The sequence below is a fragment of the Rhizobium sp. 05L429 genome, assembly GCF_056397645.1.
Genome location: NZ_JBFTNV010000001.1, coordinates 155,387 through 171,932, shown reverse-complemented (window position 1 = coordinate 171,932; position 16,546 = coordinate 155,387). Strand labels below are relative to the sequence as shown.

General features: G+C 60.2%; 17 protein-coding genes. 6 read left to right on the top strand and 11 right to left on the bottom strand.

Annotation, left to right across the window (positions count from 1 at the left end):
* Window positions 1-16: 16 nt before the first annotated feature.
* The 4 genes from AC1DNW_RS00865 to AC1DNW_RS00850 are packed head-to-tail and all read right to left on the bottom strand — an operon-like array spanning window position 17 to window position 3,977.
* On the bottom strand, window positions 17-301 hold the full coding sequence (locus tag AC1DNW_RS00865; protein ID WP_113310305.1) for a YciI family protein: 285 nt from the start codon (window positions 299-301) through the stop codon (window positions 17-19).
* Window positions 302-303: 2 nt separating this feature from the next.
* Complete coding sequence (locus tag AC1DNW_RS00860) at window positions 304-933, bottom strand: aminotransferase class IV family protein (RefSeq protein WP_113296134.1); 630 nt, start codon at window positions 931-933, stop codon at window positions 304-306.
* Window positions 930-2,090 carry an aminodeoxychorismate synthase component I gene (locus AC1DNW_RS00855; protein WP_113310304.1) on the bottom strand — a complete coding sequence of 387 codons (1,161 nt, stop codon included), beginning with the start codon at window positions 2,088-2,090 and terminating at the stop codon, window positions 930-932. The genes AC1DNW_RS00860 and AC1DNW_RS00855 overlap by 4 nt, the downstream gene beginning before the upstream one ends.
* 33 nt (window positions 2,091-2,123) lie before the next feature.
* The gene (locus tag AC1DNW_RS00850) at window positions 2,124-3,977 is read right to left on the bottom strand and encodes a M3 family oligoendopeptidase (protein ID WP_113310303.1); all 1,854 of its coding nucleotides are present in this window, start codon (window positions 3,975-3,977) and stop codon (window positions 2,124-2,126) included.
* 306 nt (window positions 3,978-4,283) lie between these two features.
* On the opposite strand from AC1DNW_RS00850, the gene AC1DNW_RS00845 reads away from it, so the two are divergent.
* The gene (locus AC1DNW_RS00845; protein WP_113296078.1) at window positions 4,284-5,828 is read left to right on the top strand and encodes a sigma-54-dependent transcriptional regulator; all 1,545 of its coding nucleotides are present in this window, start codon (window positions 4,284-4,286) and stop codon (window positions 5,826-5,828) included.
* A gap of 179 nt (window positions 5,829-6,007) precedes the next feature.
* Window positions 6,008-7,885: a peptidoglycan L,D-endopeptidase MepK gene (locus tag AC1DNW_RS00840; protein WP_113310302.1), complete on the top strand. Its 1,878-nt coding sequence runs from the start codon at window positions 6,008-6,010 to the stop codon at window positions 7,883-7,885.
* A 161-nt stretch (window positions 7,886-8,046) separates the two neighbouring features.
* On the opposite strand, the gene AC1DNW_RS00835 is transcribed toward AC1DNW_RS00840, so the two are convergent.
* The 3 genes from AC1DNW_RS00835 to AC1DNW_RS00825 form a co-directional block, all read right to left on the bottom strand.
* Window positions 8,047-8,310 carry a DUF2312 domain-containing protein gene (locus AC1DNW_RS00835; RefSeq protein WP_113296080.1) on the bottom strand — a complete coding sequence of 88 codons (264 nt, stop codon included), beginning with the start codon at window positions 8,308-8,310 and terminating at the stop codon, window positions 8,047-8,049.
* An 89-nt stretch (window positions 8,311-8,399) separates the two neighbouring features.
* Window positions 8,400-8,705 (bottom strand): DUF1244 domain-containing protein, encoded by a 306-nt coding sequence (locus AC1DNW_RS00830; RefSeq protein WP_113296081.1) that lies wholly within the window; start codon window positions 8,703-8,705, stop codon window positions 8,400-8,402.
* A gap of 17 nt (window positions 8,706-8,722) precedes the next feature.
* Window positions 8,723-9,511 carry an N-formylglutamate amidohydrolase gene (locus AC1DNW_RS00825; RefSeq protein WP_113310301.1) on the bottom strand — a complete coding sequence of 263 codons (789 nt, stop codon included), beginning with the start codon at window positions 9,509-9,511 and terminating at the stop codon, window positions 8,723-8,725.
* Between the two features lie 214 nt (window positions 9,512-9,725).
* Here AC1DNW_RS00825 and AC1DNW_RS00820 point away from each other — a divergent pair, with 214 nt between their 5' ends.
* Complete coding sequence (locus tag AC1DNW_RS00820; RefSeq protein WP_477832646.1) at window positions 9,726-10,199, top strand: DUF1036 domain-containing protein; 474 nt, start codon at window positions 9,726-9,728, stop codon at window positions 10,197-10,199.
* Complete coding sequence (gene pyk, locus AC1DNW_RS00815; RefSeq protein ID WP_113310300.1) at window positions 10,199-11,638, top strand: pyruvate kinase; 1,440 nt, start codon at window positions 10,199-10,201, stop codon at window positions 11,636-11,638. Before AC1DNW_RS00820 ends, pyk begins: the two co-directional genes overlap by 1 nt.
* A 78-nt stretch (window positions 11,639-11,716) precedes the next feature.
* On the opposite strand, the gene AC1DNW_RS00810 is transcribed toward pyk, so the two are convergent.
* The 3 genes from AC1DNW_RS00810 to AC1DNW_RS00800 are packed head-to-tail and all read right to left on the bottom strand — an operon-like array spanning window position 11,717 to window position 13,085.
* Window positions 11,717-12,268, bottom strand: a complete 552-nt coding sequence (locus AC1DNW_RS00810; RefSeq protein WP_113310299.1) for a DUF4865 family protein — start codon at window positions 12,266-12,268, stop codon at window positions 11,717-11,719.
* On the bottom strand, window positions 12,265-12,669 hold the full coding sequence (locus AC1DNW_RS00805) for a cupin domain-containing protein (protein ID WP_113310298.1): 405 nt from the start codon (window positions 12,667-12,669) through the stop codon (window positions 12,265-12,267). Before AC1DNW_RS00805 ends, AC1DNW_RS00810 begins: the two co-directional genes overlap by 4 nt.
* Entirely contained in the window at window positions 12,666-13,085 is a 420-nt protein-coding gene (locus AC1DNW_RS00800; protein WP_113310297.1) for a tautomerase family protein, read from the bottom strand. The genes AC1DNW_RS00805 and AC1DNW_RS00800 overlap by 4 nt, the downstream gene beginning before the upstream one ends.
* Window positions 13,086-13,192: 107 nt before the next feature.
* On the opposite strand from AC1DNW_RS00800, the gene AC1DNW_RS00795 reads away from it, so the two are divergent.
* Together AC1DNW_RS00795 and AC1DNW_RS00790 are read left to right on the top strand one after the other, a co-directional pair.
* Window positions 13,193-14,125 carry a LysR substrate-binding domain-containing protein gene (locus tag AC1DNW_RS00795; RefSeq protein ID WP_113310296.1) on the top strand — a complete coding sequence of 311 codons (933 nt, stop codon included), beginning with the start codon at window positions 13,193-13,195 and terminating at the stop codon, window positions 14,123-14,125.
* 226 nt (window positions 14,126-14,351) lie between these two features.
* Window positions 14,352-15,158, top strand: a complete 807-nt coding sequence (locus AC1DNW_RS00790) for a phytanoyl-CoA dioxygenase family protein (RefSeq protein WP_113310295.1) — start codon at window positions 14,352-14,354, stop codon at window positions 15,156-15,158.
* 416 nt (window positions 15,159-15,574) lie between these two features.
* On the opposite strand, the gene AC1DNW_RS00785 is transcribed toward AC1DNW_RS00790, so the two are convergent.
* Window positions 15,575-16,519 (bottom strand): GlxA family transcriptional regulator, encoded by a 945-nt coding sequence (locus AC1DNW_RS00785; protein WP_113310402.1) that lies wholly within the window; start codon window positions 16,517-16,519, stop codon window positions 15,575-15,577.
* Between the last annotated feature and the right edge of the window lie 27 nt (window positions 16,520-16,546).

Sequence of the window (16,546 nt, the reverse complement as noted above, 5' to 3'; positions counted from 1 at the left end):
AGGCGCGGTTCGTGAATCAGCGCTTCAAAGCCTCCAGCCCGTCCGTCACCGTCGTCAGTGCAACTTCGGTGATGTCGTATTCGGCGACGCCGTAGATGGTGAAGGGATCGACCGCCACAAAGGCTTCGATCTCGGCGCGGTCACCGACAGCGAAAATGACGCCGCCGGTGCGCGGCACCTTGCGGCCGGAGGCGAGGAACCAGCCTTTGGCATATCCTTCCTTAACCCAAGCCATATGCGGCTCCATATGCCTGTCGGCCTCTTCGTTCGGCTTCACATAGGTCAGGGCGAGGATAAACATGTTCAGTCCTTTTGCAGAGTGGCGCGGATCAAACCGCGCAGCGAATTTCCGACGTAAAGCCTGCCCTTGTGTAGCTCCTCGAGCGTGATGCGCCCGACGCGCGCCTTGCGCTGGCAGATGAGTTCGGTGCGCAGCACGCCGGCGAGCAGGCCGCAGGAGATCGGCGGGGTGCGGAGAATGCCGGAGCCATCATCGAGGAAGACGGAGGTTATGGTGCCTTCGCAGACCTCCTGCCGTTCGTTGAGAAGGATGACTTCGTCCGCCTGTTGCTGTGTGAATTCGGCGCGTGCTGCCTCGTAGATGCTGCGGCGCGTGGTTTTGATGCGCAGCAGTTTGTCGGCGGAATCGAGATGGGTATTCGAGATACGGAGGGTCCAGACGGCATCGGGCGGAAGCGGAGCGAAGGGAGCTGTTGTGATATCGATACACCCCTGTCCATCGAAGGTCAGCCTGACGCGGCGCTGGCCCTTTTCGTCCTTCAGTGCTTCTTCCAACTTGGCCGCCGCATCCAGCGGCTCGGGAAAGCCGATGCGGCGGGCGGAGCGAGAGAGGCGGGCGAGATGCAGGCGCAGGCGAATGAAGCCTTCATCCGGTTGCCAGCGCAGCGTTTCGATCAGTGAGAAATCCGTCATCGGGCGATCCATTGGTCGCCGACCGCGAAGCGGGCCTTGAGCAGACATTCCTCATATTCTGCTTCAGCGGTGGAATCGAAGACGATGCCGCCGCCGACGTTGAAGACCGCCTTGCCCCTATCGAACAGCGTCATGGTGCGGATGGCGACGGAGAAGCGCATGGCGCCACCCGGCGAGATCATGCCGATCGCGCCGCAATAGGCATCGCGCGGCGTGTCTTCGAGATCGTGGAGGATTTCGATGGCACGGATCTTCGGCGCGCCGGTAATCGAGCCGCAAGGAAAGAGCGCCGCGAATATGTCGCGTATGGAAAGATCGGGCAGGAGCTTTGCCTGCACATGACTCACCATCTGGTGGACGGTGGGATATGTCTCGATCTCGAAGAGCTTGGGAACATCGAGCGTGCCGACTTCGGTGATGCGCGAGATATCGTTGCGTAACAGGTCGACGATCATGCGGTTTTCCGCTTGCGTCTTGATGTCGGCCTTCATGGCTTCGACGATTTCGGCATCTTCGGCCGGTGTCGCACCCCGCTTTGCCGTGCCTTTCATCGGGTGCGTCTCGATCCAGCCATCTTCGTCGATGCGGAAAAACAGTTCCGGCGAGCGGGAAAGAATGATGGGGCCGCCGAGATCGGCCAACGCACCGTATTTGACAGGCTGGCGGTCGATCAGTGACCAGAAGGCGGCGAGCGGGTCGCCGTTCCAGCGGGCTTCGATCGGCATCGTCAGATTGGCCTGATAGATATCGCCGAGGCGGAGGTGGCGGTGGAGGCGTTCAAAACGCTCTTTATATATATGGAAATTCCAGGCTGCCTTCGGCGCGGTCAGGAACTCCTCGTTTTCCTGCCGCTGTCGCGGTGTCGCGAGTGGATGACTTTCCGGCTGAGGCGCATCGAAGACGCCGAACAGCAGCAAGGGCGTCTCCCGGTTCTCTTCGGCGAAGGAGGCAAGCTTGCTTTCGAAGAGATGGCCAGCCTCATAGGCGATGTAACCGGCAAGCCATTTTCCGGCTCTGCGCGCTTCTTCCATCCGCTCCAGCGCCGGCAGGAATTCGGCGTGCGTGCGAGCAACGATCATGCATTGCGGACCGGCGAAGAGCATGACTTCGCCGGTCGTATCGTCCCGGAACAGGATGAATGGTTCGGAGGCTGCCATTGCCTTTCCAGTGAGGTGCGGGCTCGGGCAGCCTTATGCCTTGTCCAACGCCTCGAGTTCGTCGATCAGCCCTTCGATCATCGACAGGCCCTTGCTCCAGAAGGAGGGATCTGTCGCATCGAGGCCGAAGGGCTTCAGCAGTTCGGCATGATGCTTGGTGCCGCCGGCCCTCAGCAGTTCGAAATACTTCTCCTGAAAGCCCTTCTCCGCCTTCTGATAGACGGCATAGAGCGAGTTCACCAGGCAGTCGCCGAAGGCATAGGCATAGACATAGAAGGGCGAATGAATGAAATGAGGGATATAGGCCCAATAGGTCTCGTAGCCCTCGGAGATCTTGATCGCCGGGCCGAGGCTTTCGGACTGGATCGAAAGCCAGAGCTCACCGATATCGTCGGCGGTCAGTTCACCGGCCTTGCGGGCAGTATGGACCTTGCGCTCGAATTCGTAGAAGGCGATCTGGCGCACGACCGTGTTGATCATGTCTTCGACCTTCTGGGCGAGCATTGCCTTGCGTTCGCGGTTGTCAGCCGTGCGGTTGAGCAGCGCGCGGAAGGTCAGCATCTCACCGAAGACGGAAGCGGTCTCGGCGAGCGTCAGCGGTGTCTGGCACATGAGTGCGCCTTGTGCACCGGCAAGAACCTGATGCACGCCATGCCCGAGCTCGTGGGCAAGCGTCATGACATCGCGCGGCTTGCCCATATAATTGACGAGCACGTAGGGATGCGCGGAAGGCACAGTCGGATGGGCGAAGGCGCCCGGCGCTTTGCCGGGGCGAACGGGCGCATCGATCCACTGTTCATCAAAGAAGCGCCTGGCGATATCAGCCATTTCCGGCGCGAAGTTGCCGTAGGCGGAAAGCACCGTGTCCTTGGCTTCGGACCAGGAGATGATGGCGTTTGAAGTTTCCGGAAGCGGCGCATTGCGATCCCAGAAATTCATCTGCTCCATGCCGAGCCACTTGGCCTTCATTTTGTAATAACGATGCGAAAGGCGCGGATAGGCTTCCTTGACGGCCGCGGCCAGAGCATCGACCACCTCGCGCTCGACGCGGTTTGCCAGATGGCGGCTATCGGCGATGTCTTCGAAGCCGCGCCAGCGATCGGCGATTTCCTTGTCCTTGGCGAGCGTATTGGTGATGAGCGTGAAGATGCGGATATTGGTCTTGAAGGTTTCGGCGAGCGCCATCGCCGCCTTGCGGCGTACTTCGGGATCCTTTTCCTGCAGCATGTTCAGCGCCACTTCGAGCGGCAGCTTTTCCCCGTCAATCTCGAAGCGCAGTTCCGCCATCGTTTCATCGAAGAGACGATTAAAGGCGGCAGCACTCGTCATCGACTTTTCGAGGAAAAGCTGCTCCAGCTTATCTTCGAGCTGATAGGGCTTGTCCTTGCGCAGATCGACCAGCCAGGGACGGTAATGGCCGGCAAGCGGATCGTTCGCCACGCAGGCATCGATCACCGCATCGTCGATGCGGTTCAACTCCAGCGCGAAGAAAAGCAGGCGGCCGGAATATTCTGTCAGTTTGGTCTGAACGTCGCCGTAGAGCTTTCCGTTTGCCGGATTGGAGGTATCAGAAAAATAGGTGAGGCCGGCGAAGGAGCCGAGGCGGCCCATGATGTCGTCGAGCGCCTCATATTCCTTCAGCGCCTGGCCGATGCCTTCCTCGCCCTTCTTCACGGCGGCCTCGGCAAGCTTGCCCTTCCATTTGTCTTCGAACGCGGAAGCGGCCTTGCCAGCCTTTTCCATATCGGCGACGAAGGCGGTGGAGATGGCCGAGGGGTAGAGGTCCTGCAGCTTCCAGGTCGGAAGGTCGCCCAGAGCCGGGGCTGCCGCTGCGGCGGGAGCCGTTGCCGAAAGGTGAAGATCGGCGTGCGCAAGCGTGTGTCTCATGGGACGGTTCCTCTTTTTATAACAGGTTTGACTGTCTACAGCATCGGCCCGAAAATCGGAATCGATTTTCGGAAAGCCTGATGCGCAGTTTCAAAAAGACAGAGCGTCCTTTGCGCGTCCGAATGGACGCGCGGCGCTCTGGGTGCCGGAAGGCCCGGCATCAAGGGGTTTCCAGCGCTCGAAAGGCCCTGTTACGGCACGAAAACGGCCTGTCGTAACAGTTAAAATGCAATTGTTTCTCAAAACTGGATGTTCAAGCCTTTCTGTCAGGGTGCGCTCTAAGGTTTCGCATGAAGTGAGGCGACAATGACCGGTTACAATGAGCTCAAAGCAGCAGGGCAGATCCTCGTGGTCGAGGACGATCCCGTGCAGCGCCGTCTGCTCAAGAACGCGATCGAGCGTAGCGGCCATGTGGTGCATCAGGCCGAGAACGGCCGCATCGGGCTGGAGATGGTGAAGCGCGATCCAGGCCTTTTCAATGTCATCGTGCTCGATCTGATGATGCCGGAAATGACCGGCCTCGAATTCCTCGAAGCCCTGCATGATTTCGGTACGCAAATTCCGGTCATCGTCCAGACCGGGCAGGGTGGCATCGAGACGGTCGTGCAGGCCATGCGCGCAGGTGCCTTTGATTTCGTCGTCAAGCCGGTCTCTCCGGAACGCATCAACACATCCATTTCCAATGCGATGAAGCTCGACCAACGCGAGGTGAAGGCCCGTGTCGGCCGCAGATCGCGTGCCGGCTCCGTCGGCTTCGACGACATCGTTTCGGCAAGCCCGGCGATGATCCGCGTCATCGATCTGGCGCAGCGCGCCTCGCAGTCCAATATCCCGGTCGTGCTCGAAGGCGAATCGGGCGTCGGCAAGGAATTGGTGGCGCGCGCCATCCAGTCGGCCGGAGACAGGGCCAACAAGCCGTTCGTCACGGTCAATTGTGGCGCCATCCCGCACAATCTCGTCGAAAGCATTCTCTTCGGCCATGAAAAAGGTGCCTTCACAGGTGCTACCGAAAAGCATATCGGCAAATTTATGGAAGCCGACGGCGGCACCATTTTCCTCGATGAGATCGGCGACCTGCCGCTCGAAGTGCAGGTCAAGCTGCTGCGGGCCGTTCAGCAGGGCGAGATCGAAACCGTAGGCGCCCGCACTGCGCACAAGGTCAATGTCCGCCTCATCTCGGCGACGAACAAGGATCTTATCGAAGAGGTCAAGAACGGCCACTTCCGCGAAGACCTCTATTACCGCCTGAACGTCTTCCCGATCACCATTCCAGCACTGCGCAAGCGCAAGGAAGATATTCCGAATCTGGTCCGCGTCTTCACCGACCGCTTCTCGAGCGAGCAGAAGAACGGCCGCCGCATGACGGTCAATGCGGGTACGCTGGCGATGCTGACCTCCTATGATTGGCCGGGCAATATCCGCCAGCTCGAGAACGCGATCTTCCGCGCCGTGGTGCTTGCCGAGGGTCCCGAGCTGACCGAATCGGACTTCCCGCAGATTGCCGCCCAGCTTCCGAACTACGAGGTCGTGGATCACCTGGCACTTGTCGCCGACAATTCGCATCTCGATCCGGACGCCGAATTCCCCGAGGATTATCAGGCGGTATCCGTCGCCGAGACGATGCGCCGCGTGCCCGAGGCCTCCGACAGCGCGATCCCGAGCGTCAATCAGGCCGGAGATGTGCGCCGTCTTGCCGATGTCGAGGAAGAACTGATTCGTTTCGCGTTGAAGTTTTATCGCGGACAAATGAGTCAAGTGGCAAGAAAGCTAGGTATTGGCCGATCCACACTTTATCGGAAGCTCAAGGATTACGGTATCGATCCCGATAATCCTCAGAAAGATGCGGCATAGAGGCGTTTTTATTAAGAATAAGGCAACCACGTTTGGTTACCCGCCATAAACCACTTGTTAGCGGCCCGTTCACTATGTAAAGAAAAGGTTGATCATGTGTGGCATTTTTGCCATCGTGTGACCGCAATTGACAGCCATTTGAGGCAGTACGGGACATTGACTGTCTGACGGGGATCGAGTTGCCGAATCTGAATGGGAATACCAAGCCTTCGCGCTTGAGCTGGCGCTTGTCGTGCGCCAAGATTGGCGGAAAGGCAATTAGGACGGTAGCGGCCGCCCTGATTGCACTCGCGGTTTCCTCACCGGTATTCGTAAGCACACCGTCTCAGGCCGCCGGGGACACCCGCAGTCTGAAGCTCTATTTCATCCATACCGGCGAAAAGGCAGTCATCACCTACAAGCGCAACGGAAGGTTCGACCCGAAGGGTCTTGAGCAGCTCAACCGCTTCCTGCGCGACTGGCGCAAGAATCAGCCGACGAAGATGGACCCGCGTCTCTTCGATCTCATCTGGGAAGTTTATCGTCAGTCGGGCTCCAGGGATTATATCAACGTCGTCTGCGGTTTCCGTTCGCCAGGCACCAATGAGATGCTGCGTGGACGTTCGCGCAATTCCGGCGTCGCCGAAAAGAGCCAGCACATGCTCGGCAAGGCGATGGACTTCTTCATTCCCGACGTGAGGCTCGCCACGCTGCGCGGTATCGGCATGAAGATGCAGGTTGGCGGTGTCGGCTTCTATCCGAAGTCCGGTTCGCCCTTCGTACATATGGATGTCGGCGGCGTTCGCGCCTGGCCGCGCATGAGCCGCGACGAATTGGTCAGGCTCTTCCCTGACGGTAACACCATTCATATTCCAGCCGACGGTAAGCCGCTGCCGGGCTACCAGCAGGCAATGGCCGATTATAAGCGCCGCGTGGCGAACGGCAGCCAGATCATGATGGCCAGCTCCTCCGGTTCTGCTTCGGATGAAGAGCCTCGCAAGCAAAAGACACTGTTTGCTGTCCTGTTTGGCGGTGGCGCCGACGAGGAAGAGGATAATTCGGAGGATAGCGCACCGGTGGCTGTCGCCAAGGCCACGCCGCCGAAGGCTGAGGCTGTTCCGGCTGCAGAACCGCAGCCACAGACCGAAGTCGCAAGCCTGAATGCACCCGTGCCGCAGGTTCGTCCGGCTTTCAGCAACCAGCTTGCAGGCAACGAGGTTGCGAATGCTTTGGTGCCGCCGTCTGCAGCTAATGCCGCCCAGCAGGCGCTTGCCGCCATGCCGGCAGGCCAGCCGCAGGAGCCTGAGCATTTCGCCGACCTCAGCGCCTACAGCATTCCGGTTCCTTCTCTTCTCGGCCAGCGCCGCGCTCCAGGTGATGCCCAGATCGCCTCCGTCGATCCGAACCTGATGTCGACAGGCGTTCCGACCCCGGCCGAACGCCCAGCCGTCGCCGAAAACCTGCTCGCTGCACAGAATGCCGATCCGGAAGCGGCAGGGGATGAGGCCGATCAGGATACGCTTTCGCCTGCCATGGCGGCTGCGCTTGCAAAGCAGCAGGATGAGGCCGGTGAAGCGCAGGTAGCCGCGAACGCGCCTTCGGAGCCACAGACCGTGGAGCAGGCGATCAACGCTGCTGCGCCTGCAAAGGTGCCGGCTCTCGATAAGCCGCCGCTGCAGCTTGCAGCGCTTGTGCCGATGACCAAGTCTGCAAGCTTCGCCGAGCCTGTCCAAGCGCCGAAGTCAGCTGTCGTCAACAGCTCGATCGCACAGGGTCTGCCCGCCAAAGGCGGTCGTCCGACGAAGCAGGAAGCGGCAGCTGCCGACGAAAGCCGCCAGACGATGCGCACCGAGCCGAAGCTGACGCAGAAGATGATCTCGCAGTGGGCTCTCACCAACGCCCGCCTGGAAATGGCTTCCAAGAAGGTGCAGGCACCACGTTTCGTCAGTCAGACGCTGCGTGCCCAGCCGACAGCGGTCTATGCCGAAGGCTTCGTGAAGACGGCTTCTGTCGATCCGGACCGCTTCAGCGGCACGGCTGTCAACTTCATGGAAGTGCGCAAGTTCAACACGCGCTGATGCGTTTATATTCCGAACAGGCATGGGGCCGCCGGGCAATGTCCGGCGGCTTTTGTCTTTGCGGACGAAGGCAAGGCGACAATTGGCGGAGACTGTTGCCGACCAAAAGAAAAGCCGCCGTAAACGGCGGCTTTCATGAAGAGCGGTGGAGTTTTTTATCCTCAGCCTTCCGGCGGGGCTTCGATCATGCCGAGCGCGGCGAGGTAGGTGTCGAGGATTGCTTCCTCTTCCATACGCTCCTGCTCGTCCTTCTTGCGCAGCGCGATGACCTTCTTGAGAATCTTGGTGTCGAAGCCGGTTCCCTTGGCTTCGCCGTAGACGTCCTTGATGTCGTCGGCGATGGTCTTCTTTTCTTCTTCCAGTCGTTCGATGCGCTCGATGAAAGCGCGAAGCTGGTCGCGGGCGACGCCATGAGCATCAGACATCGTATTCTCCTGATTGGGATGATTAATTTTGGATGCACGTGACTGCCGCGAAGCGGCGTCGTGGTCAAGCCTCTTGACGGGCCACAAGCCTATTTATGCGGGTTGTTCACCTCAAAAGCTGCCTTTTGCACAGGCGATGCCTCCTTCTGGTGAAGGTCCTTCCAGTCTTCGTAAGGCATGCCGTAGACGATCTCGCGCGATTCGTCCTTGGTGACGGCGACACCTTCGGCCTCCGCAGCCTCCCGATACCAATTGGAAAGACAGTTACGGCAGAAGCCGGCAAGATTCATCAGGTCGATGTTCTGCACATCGGTGCGTTCGCGAAGATGCGCAACGAGGCGGCGGAAGGCGGCAGCCTCGAATTCCGTCTGCTGTTCCTTGCTGAGCGTGGTCATGGGCCAAGTCCTTTCAGTCAATAGGGGCCGGTGCGTGAAGCATGCACGCTGTATGCATGAAGGGCCGGTTCGGCATTCATGTCTGCAAAGACAGGGGCCAGACGCGCTGCCCATTCCTCGATGCCTGCCTCATCGCCGATGAGGTCCTGGCGTACTTCCAGAAGCGCGTGCGGAATGCCCGTAATCATGCAATGGCGGTACATGGTGTCACCCTTCAGCGCACCATCATATGGGTCGTTGTCACCGACGACGAGATCGGGATCGGCCCGTAGTTTTTCAAGCAACGGGGCCACAGCGCGGCGGTCGCTGTCCCAAAGTACCGCTGCATGCCAAGGGCGGGGAACGCCCTTCCAGGCGGGTGTAAAGGAGTGCAAGGAGAGTACGAGCGGCGCTTTGCCGGTCGTATTCGCCACCCTGTCGATCGTCTCCGACACTGCATTGTGATAAGGTCTGTGGAAGGCCTCGATCCGGTAATTCCACTCCTCTTCGGTGATCGGATGATTGCCGGGGATGATGGCGCCGTCCGAGATCTTCATGATCAGGGTCGGATCGTCCTCGCCTCTGTTCGGATCGATCAGCAGGCGCGAAAAACCGCCGAGAACACCGGGGACGCCCAGTTTTGCGCAAAGCCGGCGCGTGAGGCCTTCGATTCCGATGTCGTAGGCGATGTGCCTGACAAAGGCGCTTTCCGGCAGGCCGAGCCGGCCATATCCTTCGGGCAGGCGGTTCATGGCATGATCTCCAAGGATCACCATGCCTTTGTCATGTTGGCCGGGTAGGATTTCGAAGGATTGGAAGCGGTGCATCAGGAAATTGCCAATTGTCAGTTCTCGTCTTCGGGCAGTGATCGCATGCGCCTTCGGTCGGTTCAAGCGCGATAGGCGGGCTGGCGCGGCAAAATGCGCCCAACGGGCGGTTATGAAAGGAAATATAATCGATTAGCATTGCGTTGACTTTCGCTTGACGGCGGCGCAAGAAGACACGGATAACGAATAACCGTGGAGCTATTTGGGAGCCGTGTTGATCCAAGCCGCGCCAAGTTTCCTCACGCGGTCCGGACCGCTGGTCCGTCTCGCATTGTTCGCTCTTGCAGCCGTCTCGCCGTTCTTCATCGCTGATGCCGCGCGCGCGGATTTCCGTGTATGCAACGGTACGCAAAATCTGGTTGGCGTTGCGATCGGATACCGCGCGAAAGACGGCTGGATCACGGAGGGATGGTGGCAGGTACCGGCAACGACCTGCGCCACGTTGATCGAGGGAGAACTGCAGTCGCGTTATTATTACCTCTATGCAGAAGACGCCGCCCGCGGAGGCCGATGGACGGGTGATGTGCAGATGTGCGTAGCGGAAAATGAATTCAAGATCTCGGGTGTGCAGGACTGCTATGCCCGCGGTTATCAGAAAATGGGTTTCAAGGAATACGATACGGGCCGCCAGGGAAGCTGGATGGTTCAACTCTCCGACACCCCAGGGACGCAAGAAAGCCAGAATTGATGAAGCGTAACCGCAAAGTTAAAATCCTCGCCACCCTCGGCCCCGCCTCCTCCGAGGAATCGATGATCGAGAAGCTGCATCAGGCGGGTGCGGATATCTTCCGCATCAACATGAGCCATGCGAGCCATGACGTGATGCGCACGCTTGTACAGCGCATCCGTGCCGTCGAAGCCCGTTCGGGCCGGCCGATCGGCATTCTGGCCGACCTGCAGGGTCCGAAGCTTCGCGTTGGCAAGTTTGCCGATGTGAAGGTGGAGCTGAAGCCCGGCCAGACATTCACGCTCGACAACAACGATACCCCCGGCGACAACACCCGCGTGTTCCTGCCGCATCCTGAAATTCTCGAAGCCGTTCAGCCTGGCCACCGCCTGCTGATCGACGACGGCAAGCTGGCGCTGCGCGCCGAAAAGTGCGACGGCAAGAGCATTGTTACGACCGTCGTCGCCGGTACCAGCATTTCCGATCGCAAGGGCGTCAGCCTGCCTGACACGCTGCTTGGCGTGGGCGCGCTGACCGACAAGGACCGTGTCGACCTCGATGCCGTTCTCGCGACCGACGATGTCGACTGGGTGGCACTTTCCTTCGTCCAGCGCCCTGATGACCTCGCCGAAGTGCGCAAGATCGCCCGCGGCCGCGTCGGCATCATGTCGAAGATCGAGAAGCCGCAGGCTCTTGAGCGTATCGAAGAAATCATCGAGCTTTCCGACGCGCTGATGGTCGCTCGCGGCGACCTCGGCGTCGAAATGCCGCTCGAGGCCGTTCCGGGCATCCAGAAGCAGCTTATCCGGTCCTGCCGCCGTTCGGGCAAGCCGGTCATCGTCGCCACGCAGATGCTGGAATCGATGATCTCCTCGCCGGTTCCGACGCGCGCCGAAGTTTCGGACGTTTCGATCGCCGTCTTCGAAGGCGCCGATGCAATCATGCTGTCGGCAGAATCGGCTTCCGGCGCCTATCCGGTCGAAGCCGTCTCGATGATGGCCTCGATTGCCAGCACGGTGGAGAAGGATCCGCACTATCCGGGCATCATTTACGCGCAGCGCGCCCAACCGGAAGCGACCGGTGCGGACGCCATCTCGCTGGCCGCCCGCCAGATCGCCGAGACGCTGAAGCTGTCTGCTATCGTCTGTTATACCTCTTCCGGCACGACCGGCCTGCGCGCCTCGCGCGAGCGTCCGCAGGTGCCGATCATCGCTCTGTCGCCAATCATCAAGACGGCGCGCCGTCTGTCCGTCGTCTGGGGCATGCATTGCGTCGTCACGCATGATGCGACCGACCTCGACGACATGGTCAACCGCGCCTGCCGCATCGTTGCGGCAGAAGGTTTCGGCAAGCCGGGTGATCGCATCATCATCTCTGCCGGTGTGCCGCTCGGCACGCCTGGCGCGACCAACATGCTGCGCATTGCCTATATCGGCTCCGACGGCCAGAGCGGCATCTGATCGTTTACAGGCCTGAGAATACAAAGCGCTCCTTGAAAGAGGGGCGCTTTTTGTTTTTCGATTCTGCCTTTGCTGCTCTTAGCCGCGAGAGAGGTGACCGACGCGATAGATCTGGTTGGTGCCTGACGCGGACGGTGCTTCCGCGTAGAGGCCAAAACGGACTGTCGTCCAGTCACGCGGGTCAAAGGCGGTAATGCAGGCGAGTATATGTTTGCCCTGGGCTGCCTGCTTTGCCAGATCAATCTCCTGCTGTCGGAGATCGGGCAGACAGGCATTCGCTTCGATGGCGAGATATTCGCTATCGGCGAAACGGGCGCGACTAAGGTCAGACAGGACATGCGCATGCCAAACGATCCAGTGGCGGATGCGCGGCCGGCCGAAGGCATCTGTCAGCGCGGCAAAGCCGGGACCGCAGATGAAATCACTGGCGCCTTCCGGCTGATCCCAGAGATAAAAGGGCGCATAGAGATTTTCCGGACTGCCGAATTCACCGCGGCGGGCGCTCAGAAAGGCCTTGAAGCCGAGATGCTGGAAGCCGTCCATCGCCGGACCCTTGTCGCGGATGCGGCGGTCGATGATCTCCATATCGTAGTCGGCAGGCAGGGTGAAGGAATATTGCATCGCCATCATGATTGAGGTTCCGCTCTGTCAGACCAATCGACGAAGCGGCCCTTCTCGAAGCCCTGGATACTGAGGTAGCTGAAGGGGCTGTCGGGTGTCGCTCCATGCCAGTGAAGCTCACCGGCTGCAAACCATATGGCGTCGCCGGTTCTGACTTCCTCGATTGCTTTTCCCTCCCGCTGCACAAAGCCGACGCCGGAGAGAACATAGAGAAGCTGGCCGCGCGGATGCGTGTGCCAATGCGTGACGGTGGCAGGATCCAGTGTTGCGCGCATGGCAGTGTTTTCGCCATCGATCTGGCTGTCGAGCAGCATTTCGACCCAGAAGGGCGCATTCGAAATGCCCTCGGGTGCACGGACGGCATTGCCGGGACGGCGGATCGTCATCGTCTTGGGATTGGCCTCGTTCATACCGGAACTCCTGATGCGCGCGCTTCCCAGCCAGATTCGGCCATCTGCGCCAGCCCGTCGCCGAAGGACCATTCGTCCGGTTCGCTGGTCGAGATGACGATCATCACGTCTTGCGGGCGCAGGCCGGGCGATTGCTGCAGCAGTTCGACTGCCCGGCGGAAGAGAGCCTTGCGCATCTCGGTCGTGCGCGGCTTGCCGGTGGTGATCGAAATCAGCACGAAATCATCCGAGCGCGGACCCGCGAGGTAGTTGCGATCGAAGATCAGTTCGCCCGGTTCGTGCTGGTGGATGATCTGGAAGCGGTCGGCCGGCGGCACATTGAAGGTCTCGACCATGGCCTTGTGGATGCTGTCCGAAAGGGCGTGCAGATAATCCGGCGACTTGCCTTTCAGAAGGGAGATGCGAGCGAACGGCATTGGAAGCCTCCTTGTTGTGTGTCTTGACAGAGAAAGCATCTCACGTCACGATAATGCAGAAAATCAGAATTTTATGGACTTATAATCCTGAAAATTGGGATCATTGGATGAGGCGGATTACCTTCGATCTGGATGTGCTGAGGACCTTTGCGACGGGCATGGATCTCGGCAATTTCGCCAGGGCGGCGGATCGGCTGGGACGATCGACATCCGCCGTCAGTGCGCAGCTCAAGAAGCTGGAGGAGCAGGCCGGCACGCCGATCTTTCGCAAGTCGGGACGCGGGCTGGCGCTGACGGAGGCCGGCGAGACGATGCTTGCCTATGCCCGGCGGCTACTGGAACTGAATGACGAGGCGGTGGCGGCAGTTCAGCGTGTCGAGCTGGAAGGCTGGGTGCGGCTCGGCCTGCAGGAGGACTTTGGCGAGAACCTGCTTCCCGAGGTGCTCGGACGCTTCGCGCGGGCACACCCGAAGGTGCGCATCGAAGCGCGCGTGGTGCGCAATGCCGAGCTTCTGGAACGCGTGACGACAGGCAAGCTCGATCTCGCGCTTGCCTGGAGCGTCGGCACCTTGACCGCGCATTGTGAGCATATCGCCGATGTGCCGATGCGCTGGATCGGCCCGGCAAATGACCTGCAGGCATGGACGAGGGCAAGTGGCGAGCCGATGCCGCTTGCTTCGCTCGAAGCGCCCTGCCTGCTCAGGAATGCCGCGACGAAGGTGCTGGACGAAGCCGGCATTTCCTGGCGGCTCTCTTTCGTCAGTCCGAGCCTCGGCGGTCTCTGGGCTGCGACCGCGGCGGGACTGGGTATCACCGTGCGTACGCCGATCGGACTGCCTGCCAAGGTGCGGATGCTGGCACCGGGCGAAGCGGGCCTGCCGGAATTGCCGAAACTCGGGCTGGTCTTGCATCGGGCAGAGGCCGAGCCCGATGCCGCAACGGCGCGGCTGGCTGAGCTGGTGCTACAGTCGGTGCATGAAGCGGTGAGGGATGTTTCCATGCCGTCCGATCATGAGAGAGGATTGCGAAGGGTCGGGTGAAGTGTTGACGCTTCCTGCTGAAGCCGATAGCCTTTCGTGACTATGAAAATGATCGCTCTCAACATCGCTACGGTCTTCTTCTTGAGCCTCTAAGGCTCTGCCTTCGGGCAAAGGAAGATGCGGCCGCTTCACCAGCCGATTGGCTGGCGCGTTGCCTTGGATTGTAACCACCCCGCATCCGGCCAATGGACAATGCCGGCAGGGTTTGGCGATAGAGAGATATTTCATGACATCTACTGGTTACCCGCCGGCGCTCAGCGCCGAGCAGATCGAGCAGTTCATCGAAGACGGCTTCGTGCGGATCGATGATGCTTTTCCCCGCGACGTGGCCGCGAAAGCCCGCGCCATCATGTGGCGGGATATTCCCTTCGACCCCGAGGATCCTAAAAGCTGGGTGCAGCCGGTCGTCCGGCTTGCCGGCTATGGCGGCGGCCCGTTCGAGACAGCGGTCAACACGCCTGTGCTGCATTCGGCTTTCGATCAGCTCGTCGGCAAGGGGCGCTGGGAGCCGCGCAACGGCCTCGGCAGTTTCCCGGTTCGTTTTCCGCATCCTGATGATCCGGGTGATGCCGGCTGGCATGTGGATCTGAGCTTTCCGGGAGATGAAGGCAACCCGAATGAGCAGCGGGATTTTTCCGCCTGGCGGGTGAACATCACCTCGCGCGGGCGGGCACTCCTGATGCTGTTCCTGTTCTCGGATGTCGGCGAAGAAGACGCGCCGACGCGGATCCGGGTGGGATCGCATAAGGATGTAGCAAGGATGCTGGAGCCGGCCGGCGAAGCGGGCATGGCGCATCTGTGGCTGGAGCATGTCGGCGAGGACAGACCGCTTGCTCTGGCGACGGGGCAGGCGGGCACGGTTTATCTGTGCCATCCGTTCCTCATCCATGCGGCGCAGATGCATCGCGGCAAGGAGCCGCGCTTCATGGCCCAACCCGGTCTTTCGCCAGCGGAGCCGCTGAAGCTTGTGCGTGAGGACGGCGCCTATTCGCCTGTCGAAATCGTCATCCGCAGGGCGCTCCAGCAAGGTTGAGGCGTGTCGTAAAACGCTGCGTAGCTTTGCGCGGCACGACAGGAGTGGAGGAGGTTGCTTCGTATCGGAACCTCCTCCACTTCAGGGAACCTCCGCCGCAAGATGCTCTGATACAAGAAGAGGGCGCCATTTTGTGCTCAAACGGGGGCTTGGTGGCGGAGGTTCACCTTTAATGGAGGAGGTTCGGCGGAGGTTGCCTCCTCCGGCTTAACATGTTGATATATATATTGATTTAAATTGGGTGGAGGAGGTGGCGGAGGTTATTTGGGCAAACCTGCCGGAAGCCACTTATTCCGGTACTTATGGAGCTGGTGTAGCGACGCTTACGGCGACTCTTGGAAAAACGCATTTAACCTCCGCCACCTCCTCCACCCTCGTCGCGGCTGGAGAGGATACATCCAATTTTGCCGATTACATCACGCCTGCAGTTCTTGCTGTGCTGCCCGGCGGATCGCCTGGGGCGGCTGGCCGAAGGCGCGCAGGAAGGCGCGACGCATGCGCTCGCGATCGGCAAAGCCGGTTTCGCGGGCGACGGTATCGATCGGATGGCGGCCTTGTTCCATCATCAGGCGGGCCGCCTCCAGCCGCAGGTTCTCGACCGCTTTTGCCGGTGATTGGCCCGTTTCGGCGCGGAAGGCACGGCTGAATTGACGGGGGCTCAGATGCGCGGCCTCGGCCAGTTCCTCCACCGAGAGCGTGGATTTCAGATTGCTGCGCGCATGGGCGAGTGCCTTCTGGATACGGTCGGATTTCGGCTCCAGCTCCAAAAGGGCGGAAAACTGCGACTGACCGCCGGCGCGGCGATGGTAGACGACGAGCTTGCGGGCAACGGCGCGGGCGATCTCCAGGCCATGATCCTTCTCGACCATTGCGAGCGCCAGATCGACACCCGCCGTCATGCCCGCCGAGGTCCAGACGGAACCATCGATGATGTAGATGCGGTCTTCTTCCATCCGAATCTCGGGGTAACGATTCTGCAGCTCGCGGGCGAGATACCAATGGGTCGTGGCACGCCGGCCGTCGAGAATGCCGGCATCGGCAAGCAGGAAGGCGCCGGTGCAGATCGAGGCGAGGCGGCGGGTGGCGGGAAGTGCGGCGCGAATGAAATCCGCCTCAGCCTTGTTAGGCAGTTTGATATCAGGCGCGCCAGCGACAATCAGCGTATCGAAGCCGGGATCGCCAAAAGCCTCCGTCTCCATGACCATGCCGAGCGAATTGGCGATCGGGCCGCCGGTCTCGGAGAGATAATGGATGTCATAGGCCTTCTCGCCGAGTTCGATATTGGCGAATTCGAAGGCCGAGACTGCGGCAAGGCTCATGATCTGAAAGCCGGGAAAGAGCAGGAAAGCGATTTGCTGCATGGTCATCATGTCCTGAAAAGAGGATGT

Excerpts from the sequence above, each read along its gene's own strand:
- AC1DNW_RS00865 (WP_113310305.1), bottom strand. The coding sequence starts at position 301 with ATGTTTATCCTCGCCCTGACCTATGTGAAGCCGAACGAAGAGGCCGAC.
- AC1DNW_RS00860 (WP_113296134.1), bottom strand. The coding sequence starts at position 933 with ATGACGGATTTCTCACTGATCGAAACGCTGCGCTGGCAACCGGATGAA.
- AC1DNW_RS00855 (WP_113310304.1), bottom strand. The coding sequence starts at position 2,090 with ATGGCAGCCTCCGAACCATTCATCCTGTTCCGGGACGATACGACCGGC.
- AC1DNW_RS00850 (WP_113310303.1), bottom strand. The coding sequence starts at position 3,977 with ATGAGACACACGCTTGCGCACGCCGATCTTCACCTTTCGGCAACGGCT.
- AC1DNW_RS00845 (WP_113296078.1), top strand. The coding sequence starts at position 4,284 with ATGACCGGTTACAATGAGCTCAAAGCAGCAGGGCAGATCCTCGTGGTC.
- AC1DNW_RS00835 (WP_113296080.1), bottom strand. The coding sequence starts at position 8,310 with ATGTCTGATGCTCATGGCGTCGCCCGCGACCAGCTTCGCGCTTTCATC.
- AC1DNW_RS00830 (WP_113296081.1), bottom strand. The coding sequence starts at position 8,705 with ATGACCACGCTCAGCAAGGAACAGCAGACGGAATTCGAGGCTGCCGCC.
- AC1DNW_RS00825 (WP_113310301.1), bottom strand. The coding sequence starts at position 9,511 with ATGCACCGCTTCCAATCCTTCGAAATCCTACCCGGCCAACATGACAAA.
- pyk (WP_113310300.1), top strand. The coding sequence starts at position 10,199 with ATGAAGCGTAACCGCAAAGTTAAAATCCTCGCCACCCTCGGCCCCGCC.
- AC1DNW_RS00810 (WP_113310299.1), bottom strand. The coding sequence starts at position 12,268 with ATGATGGCGATGCAATATTCCTTCACCCTGCCTGCCGACTACGATATG.
- AC1DNW_RS00805 (WP_113310298.1), bottom strand. The coding sequence starts at position 12,669 with ATGAACGAGGCCAATCCCAAGACGATGACGATCCGCCGTCCCGGCAAT.
- AC1DNW_RS00800 (WP_113310297.1), bottom strand. The coding sequence starts at position 13,085 with ATGCCGTTCGCTCGCATCTCCCTTCTGAAAGGCAAGTCGCCGGATTAT.
- AC1DNW_RS00795 (WP_113310296.1), top strand. The coding sequence starts at position 13,193 with ATGAGGCGGATTACCTTCGATCTGGATGTGCTGAGGACCTTTGCGACG.
- AC1DNW_RS00790 (WP_113310295.1), top strand. The coding sequence starts at position 14,352 with ATGACATCTACTGGTTACCCGCCGGCGCTCAGCGCCGAGCAGATCGAG.
- AC1DNW_RS00785 (WP_113310402.1), bottom strand. The coding sequence starts at position 16,519 with ATGCAGCAAATCGCTTTCCTGCTCTTTCCCGGCTTTCAGATCATGAGC.